A 7399-nucleotide genomic window follows, 5' to 3' on the forward strand; every position below is an offset into this window, starting at 1 on the left:
GGACTGGCATGGACTCCAGGGGCAGGAAAGTCTCGCCGGGCATCTACCTGTTTCGGCTCCAAAGCGGACAGATCACTCTGAACAGCAGGCTGATCCGGCTCGATTGAGCCTCCCCCATCCTGCCCTCCTTGCTTTAGGCCATCCGCAGGCCGGGCATTGGCAAGCCAACAGCCATAAATGGCTGGTGGTCCCGTATTGGTCTGCCGGATGTCCCTCTCACGCAGAAAGGGCGAAGGGCTGGAGCCATCGGAAACGGTGAAAGAACATCCTCAGCAAAGCAAAAATGAGCATTCCCTTTCCTCATGACGATTCGCCCTCCGCCAATTTGCTATTGACAAAAATCTCTCTTGAAAATGTTGGTTAAAGACAAGAAAATAATTCCATTATGGAGGATAAATGCCTGAAATTAAACGTGTTTACCTGTTCGGCAACGGAAGCGCCGAAGGTAAGGCCGAGCTTAAAAACCTCCTGGGCGGCAAGGGCGCCAATCTCGCTGAGATGAATCTCATCGGCGTGCCCGTCCCCCCGGGATTCACGATCACCACCGAAGCCTGCATCGAATTCACCCAACACGGTGAGGACAAAATGCGCGAACTTCTCATCGACGAGATGAAAGTGGCGGTCAAGCATATCGAAGAACTGACCAACATGCAGTTCGGCTCGAACGAAAATCCCCTGCTGGTCTCGGTCCGCAGCGGCGCCCGCGCCTCGATGCCGGGCATGATGGACACCATCCTGAACCTGGGCATGAACGATGTCGCCATCCAGGGTATCATCAAGAAAACCGGAAACGAACGCTTTGCCTGGGACAGCTATCGCCGCTTCGTGCAAATGTACGGCGACGTGGTGCTGGGCCTCAAGCCCGTCAGCAAGGAAGAGGAAGATCCCTTTGAGGTGATCATCCACGCAATGAAGAAGGAAAGGGGCGTCAGAGACGACCTGGATCTAAACGCCAATGACCTCAAGGAATTGGTGGCCCGCTTCAAGAAAGCCGTGAAAGACAACACCGGCCACGATTTTCCCGATGATCCCTGGGAACAGCTTTGGGGCTCGGTCTTCGCCGTGTTCAACAGTTGGAATAACGACCGCGCGGTGTTTTACCGCCAGCTGCACGGCATCCCGGATGATTGGGGCACCGCCGTCAACGTCCAGGCCATGGTTTTCGGCAATATGGGCAAAACCAGCGCCACCGGGGTTGCCTTCACGCGTGACGCCGCCACCGGCGAAAACCTGTTCAACGGCGAATATCTGATCAACGCACAGGGCGAAGACGTGGTGGCAGGCATCCGCACGCCGCAGCAGATCACTAAGACCGGATCCCAGCGCTGGGCCGCGTTGGCCGGAGTTTCCGAAGAGGAGCGCGCCGCCAGATACCCATCCCTGGAAGAAGCCATGCCCGAGGTCTACCAGGAACTTTTTGCCACCCAAAACAAGCTGGAACGCCACGCCAAGGACATGCAGGACATCGAATTCACCATCCAGGAAGGTAAGCTCTGGATGCTGCAGACCCGCAACGGCAAACGCACAGGCTTTGCCATGGTCAAAGTGGCCATGGACATGATCCGCGAGGGCCTCATCGACGAGAAGACAGCCCTCCTGCGCATGGAGCCGAACAAGCTGGACGAGCTGCTCCATCCCGTATTTTCCAAGGACGGGCTGGCCAGGGCGACCATCCTCGCCAAGGGCCTTCCCGCCTCACCTGGCGCCGCCACAGGCCAGATCGTCTTCTTTGCCGACGACGCCGAAGCCTGGGCTGCCGAGGGCAAAAAGGTCATCCTCTGCCGCATCGAAACCTCGCCTGAGGACCTGCGCGGCATGAACGTGGCCAAAGGCATACTCACCGCCCGCGGCGGAATGACCTCCCACGCTGCCGTCGTGGCCCGCGGCATGGGCAAATGCTGCGTGGCCGGGGCCGGATCCATCGTCATTGACTATAAGAACCGTACCCTGAGCGTGGCCGGAAAAGTGCTCAAAGAAGGAGACTGGATCTCCCTCAACGGCAGTACCGGCCAGGTTTTGGAAGGCAAGATCGATACCGTCGATCCTGAAATGAGCGGCGATTTCAGCGCCATCATGGACCTGGCGGAAAAGCACACCCGCATGTACGTCCGCACCAATGCCGACACTCCCAAGGACGCCACGGTGGCCCGCGCTTTCGGCGCCAAGGGCATCGGACTCTGCCGCACCGAACACATGTTCTTTGAAGGCGACCGCATCAAGGCCATGCGCGAAATGATCCTCGCGGACGACGAGGCCGGCCGCAGAAAGGGTTTGGACAAGCTCCTGCCCATCCAGCGCGCTGATTTCGAAGGCATCTTCACCGCCATGGACGGATTCCCAGTCACCGTCCGCCTTTTGGACCCGCCCCTGCACGAGTTTGTGCCCCACGAGGAAAAGCAGCAGCAGGAGATCGCCGACGAGCTTGGCCTGCCCCTGCAAAAAGTGAGGGACCGCGTCAATTCCCTGCATGAGTTCAATCCCATGCTCGGCCATCGCGGCTGCCGTTTGGGAAACACCTATCCGGAGATCACCGAAATGCAGGCCCGGGCTATCATCGAGGCCGCCCTCAACGTCCAGGCCAAAGGCGTGAAGGCCATCCCCGAGATCATGGTCCCGCTCACCGGCACCCAGGCTGAATACAAGCTTCAGGAAGACATCATCCGCGCCACCGCGGAAAAGGTCTTCGCGGAAAAGGGATCCAGGGTCGAATACCTCGTGGGAACGATGATCGAGATCCCCCGCGCCGCACTCACAGCGGACAAGATCGCCGAAACAGCCGAGTTCTTCAGCTTCGGCACCAACGACCTCACCCAGATGACCTTCGGCTATTCGCGCGACGACGCCGGGGTTTTCCTCCCCATCTACCTCGCCAAAAACCTGCTCAAGCACGATCCTTTCCAGATCCTCGACCAGGAAGGAGTGGGGCAATTGGTGCAAATGGGGACCGAACGCGGCCGCCAAACCAGGCCCGACCTCAAGGTCGGAATCTGCGGAGAGCACGGCGGAGAGCCCAATTCCGTGGAATTCTGCCACCGCGTCGGGATGAACTACGTGAGCTGCTCACCCTACCGCGTTCCCATCGCCCGCCTCGCCGCGGCCATGGCAGCGGTCCGCTAAACCAGCAATATAATTGAATAACCAAGCGCCGGGGCCTCACCGCTCCGGCGTTTTTTGGGCCTCCCTTTCCCCTCCCCTGCCAAAAAATCATTGACTGTTTTCTCAAGCTTCCAAATAATGGAATTCAGAGGTGTTTATGAACGAAGACATTTTTGAAGGACGCGAGATCCCTGCCGACGAGCAGGAAAAACTCAAAGAACGCATCGTCGACATCGACGAGGCCAAGCTGAAATTCTACGAGAACCTGCGCCGCAAGGCCAAGGGCTGGACGGACGCCAAGATGGGGCCCCGGGCGAACAAGGTTGGAGAATACCTGTTCCTGTTGCCCGATTTCTTCATCCTGCTCTGCCGCGTCGCTTTGGACAAGCGTGTGCCCAACAAGCACAAACTCATGCTGGGCGGCGTGATCGCCTATGTGATGATGCCTCTGGACATCATTCCCGATTTCATCCCCGTGATCGGCCATGTGGACGACCTCGTGCTCGTGGTGATGGGCCTGAATCTGCTGCTCAACGAGACCGATCCCAAGGTTTTGGAGGACAACTGGAGCGGCGAGGGCGACATCCTCCAATGGATGCAGAAGATCACCGCCACCGCGGACAAATTCGTGGACAAGAACATCATGAAGCGCATCCGCAGGTGGCTGCATATCTGACCATGTTCAAACTGCTGATCGCCTCCAACAATCCGGACAAGGTCCGCGAGATCGCTGAACTGCTTTCCGGCCTCGAGGTGGAACTGCTTTCCCTGCTGGATTTTCCCCAGCTTCCGCCCACCCTCGAGGACCGGGACACCATCGCCGGAAACGCCATGAAAAAGGCTTTGGAGGCCTCACGGCAAACAGGTCTGATCTGCCTCGCGGACGACACCGGCTTCTTCATCGAGGCCCTGGACGGCGAGCCGGGAGTGAAGGCGGCGCGTTTTGCCGGAGAACATTGCAGCTACAAAGATAACCGGGACAAAGCCCTGCGCCTGCTCCTGGGCGAAAGCGACCGGCGGGCGGAATTCCGCACCTGTGTGGCTTTGGCGGCTCCCGACGGCATCATCGCGATCAAAGAGGGAATCATGCCCGGCTCGATCACCACAGAGGAAAACGGCGCCAATGGCTTTGGCTACGACTCCATCTTCCAGCCGGAAGCCTCGGAGCGGACCTACGCCCAAATGAGCGATCCCGAAAAGAACGAGAACTCCCACCGCGCCCGGTCCCTGAACCTGATCCGGCCCGTTTTGGCAGATATAATTTCAACCCAATAAAGAGGTAAACCATGATCAAAGCACAAGTTTTCAGGCAATACGACATCCGCGGCATCGTGGGCGAAGACCTGAACGAAGAATCCTACCACCTGATCGGAAAAGGCTTCGGCACCTATCTGCGCCGCAAAGGCCTCAAAACCATCGCCCTGGGAGGCGACGCCCGCCCCTCAACTCCCGAATTGATGAGCGCTTTCATCAAAGGCGCGCGCGAAACCGGCTGCGACATCATCGACCTCGGCCTGGTGGCCACCCCCGTGCTCTACTACGCCATCTGGAAGCTGAAAACAGACGGCGGCGCGATGGTCACCGCCAGCCACAACCCTTCCCAGTACAACGGCTGCAAGCTCAATCTGGGCCTGGCTTCAGTCTACGCGGAGGAACTCCAGAAGGTGCTGCAGATCATCCTGGCCGGCGAATTCGAAACCGGCGCCGGGTCCTATGCCAAAGACGATTCCATCAACGCGGACTATATCGATTACATCGCCGCTAACATCAAGTTGGAGCGGCCTGTAAAGGTGATCGTGGACGGCGGCAACGGCATGGGCGGACCCTATCTGCCCCAGATCCTGCTCCGCCTCGGCTGCGAGGTCATAGAAATGTATTGCGAGCCCGACGGGACTTTCCCCAACCACCATCCCGACCCCACGATCGAAAAATACATGGCCGACCTTTCCGGCGCTGTGGTCGCAGCCGAATATGAGCTCGGCATCGGTCTGGACGGGGACGGAGACCGCCTCGGGGTCGTGGACGAAAAGGGAAAAATGCTCTTCGGCGACCAGATCCTGAACATCCTCGCCCGCGATTATCTGAAGCACAACCCCGGAAAAAGCATCATCGCCGACGTCAAATGCTCCAAAAACCTCTACGACGACATCCGCAAGCGCGGCGGGATCGGGATCATGTATAAGACCGGCCACGCCAACATCAAGATGAGGATGAAGGAGTTGGGGGTGGAATTCGCCGGCGAAATGAGCGGCCACGTCTTCCTTGCTGATCGCTATCTGGGCTTTGATGACGCCACCTACGCCGCCTGCCGCTTCATCGAGATCGTTTCTCAAACCCCGGAGCCCGTCAGCAGCTATCTGGCCGACCAGCCCAAAATGTTCAACACCCCCGAACTCCACATCCAATGCGCCGACGACAAGAAGTTCGGGATCGTGGCCAAAGTCTGCGCGGAATTCAAGGCCGAGGGCTACGACGTGAACGACATCGACGGAGCCCGCATCACCTTCCCCGACGGCTGGGGACTGGTCCGCGCCTCCAATACAACACCCGTGCTCGTAACCCGCTTCGAGGCCGAATCCGCAGCCCGCATGAACGAGATCAGGGAGCTGATCGAAGGCAAGATCCAAAAATTTATCTGAATGTAAACCGCAGCAAAACGGAGATATATGAGCAGCCCGTGGTTTCGGCTCCGGGCTTTTCCATTATTTGCGCGAGGAAAAAGGGATGAAAGGGGAAAGAGGGCAAAAGAGGAAAAGGGAGGCTGGCGCCTCTTCATCCGTCCAATCCGGAAATCCGTCCATTCGGTTGAAAAAACAACCCCTTTCTCCCTAATATCCAGCCCGTTAGCCACTTAGCTGCCTCCCGCCAAGCACCCGCTGAACAGGCGGGTACTCAGGGGGAGGTGAATGAGCGACAAGTGAGTCAGGGAAGAGGGCGACAAGGGAGAAAAAATGCGGAACGAAGGTGGACAAAGTCTCAGAACCAAACGCCAAACCACAAAACAAGGAGGGGCTCAAAATGGCCTGGGGTTTTGAGACTTATTGCGCCACAATCAGTTAGGCTGTCCAAACCCCCAAAACACCTCAAAGCCCCAAAGGCCTGGTGCTTTGCGACCTATTGTGGGACAATGGGTTAGCTGTCAAAACAGCAAAAAAATGGGCTTCTAATACCCCCGCCCGGTCTTGGAGCGGTTTGACTAACATTCTATAATCTATATCTATATATAGCATATAGTTATATGTATTATATTATTATATAGTATTATTTTTATATATACTTTATATATTATCCAGACCTATATCCTGCATTCCTCCCCACAGGAACGGTCACCCCGAATCCCGGATCATATCCGGCTCACTTTCAAACTGAGTGGGTCAGGTTTTCATCAGGGGAGAGAAGGGGTGGCAAATTCCGATTTGCCACAGCGGTCTGCTGACCGCTTCTGAAGGCAGCCGTGCTGCCTTTGCCGATTCTCAAGATCGGCAACCCGCTGCTTGTTCAATCCGGATTTGACGCGCCAATCACCCACTCGATTTGAAAGAGAGCCTCATATCCTGCTGCCAGGATCCCCAATCTCCGGAGGGGGTCTTAAAGACCATTTTTTTGGGGTTTTGACACTTAAGTGACTGTGCCACAATAGGTCGCAAAGCCCCAGGCCTTTGGGGCTTTGAGGTGTTTTGGGGGTTTGGTCACCATAACTTACTGTCCCCCAATGGTTCACAAAACACCAAGAGATTTTCGGGCTGGGCCGGTCAGGAAGTGAGGGCGGCGATGACGGCGGCGAAGGGTTCGAGTGGCAGGCTTTGCTGGGCCCCGGTCTGGAGGTTCTTGAGCACGATGGTTTGGGAGGAAACCTCGTCTTCCCCGACGATGAGGGCGAAGCGGGCCTGGCTGTTGTCCGCGGCCTTGAGCTGGGCCTTGAAGGAGGCTTTGTCGGGGTCGAATCCGGTGTTGATCCCTGCCACTCTAAGGGCGTTCAGATATGGCAGGGCCAGCCGGCGTGCCTCTTCCCCCATAACGATGAGCCAGGCGTCGGGCCGCGGGGCAGGGCCGAGGTCGACCTTCTCCTCTTCCAGCGCCAGAAGCAGGCGTTCGAAACCGCCGGCGAAGCCGATCGCGGGGATGCTTTTGCCGCCGAATTGCTCGATCAGGCCGTTGTAGCGCCCCCCTCCGGCGAGGGAATTCTGGGCGCCGAGGCCGTCGGCGACGATCTCGAAGGCCGTATTCGTGTAATAATCCAGTCCGCGCACGATGCGGGGATTGACCTCATAGGGGATCCGCATCAGTTCCAGATCGGCTTGCA

5 protein-coding genes are annotated in these 7399 nt (G+C 57.6%); 4 read left to right on the top strand and 1 reads right to left on the bottom strand.

All coding sequences use genetic code 11. The features are described from left to right. Nucleotides 1-396: 396 nt before the first annotated feature. The 4 genes from ppdK (at nucleotide 397) to K0B87_08875 (ending at nucleotide 5735) form a co-directional block, all read left to right on the top strand. Nucleotides 397-3117, top strand: a complete 2721-nt coding sequence (gene ppdK, locus K0B87_08860; protein ID MBW6514848.1) for a pyruvate, phosphate dikinase — start codon at nucleotides 397-399, stop codon at nucleotides 3115-3117. Nucleotides 3118-3253: 136 nt separating this feature from the next. Next, nucleotides 3254-3772, top strand: coding sequence for a DUF1232 domain-containing protein (locus K0B87_08865; protein MBW6514849.1), 519 nt, complete (start codon nucleotides 3254-3256; stop codon nucleotides 3770-3772). A 2-nt stretch (nucleotides 3773-3774) separates the two neighbouring features. Continuing rightward, nucleotides 3775-4371, top strand: coding sequence for a non-canonical purine NTP pyrophosphatase (locus K0B87_08870; GenBank protein ID MBW6514850.1), 597 nt, complete (start codon nucleotides 3775-3777; stop codon nucleotides 4369-4371). A gap of 11 nt (nucleotides 4372-4382) precedes the next feature. After that, a complete protein-coding gene (locus tag K0B87_08875) occupies nucleotides 4383-5735 on the top strand; it encodes a phosphomannomutase/phosphoglucomutase (protein ID MBW6514851.1) in 1353 nt (450 codons plus the stop codon). 1113 nt (nucleotides 5736-6848) lie between these two features. On the opposite strand, the gene K0B87_08880 is transcribed toward K0B87_08875, so the two are convergent. Continuing rightward, the coding region (locus tag K0B87_08880; protein MBW6514852.1) for an ATP phosphoribosyltransferase regulatory subunit at nucleotides 6849-7399 on the bottom strand (551 nt) is incomplete at its 5' end.

This window comes from Candidatus Syntrophosphaera sp. (assembly GCA_019429425.1).
Taxonomy (GTDB): Bacteria; Cloacimonadota; Cloacimonadia; order Cloacimonadales; family Cloacimonadaceae; genus Syntrophosphaera.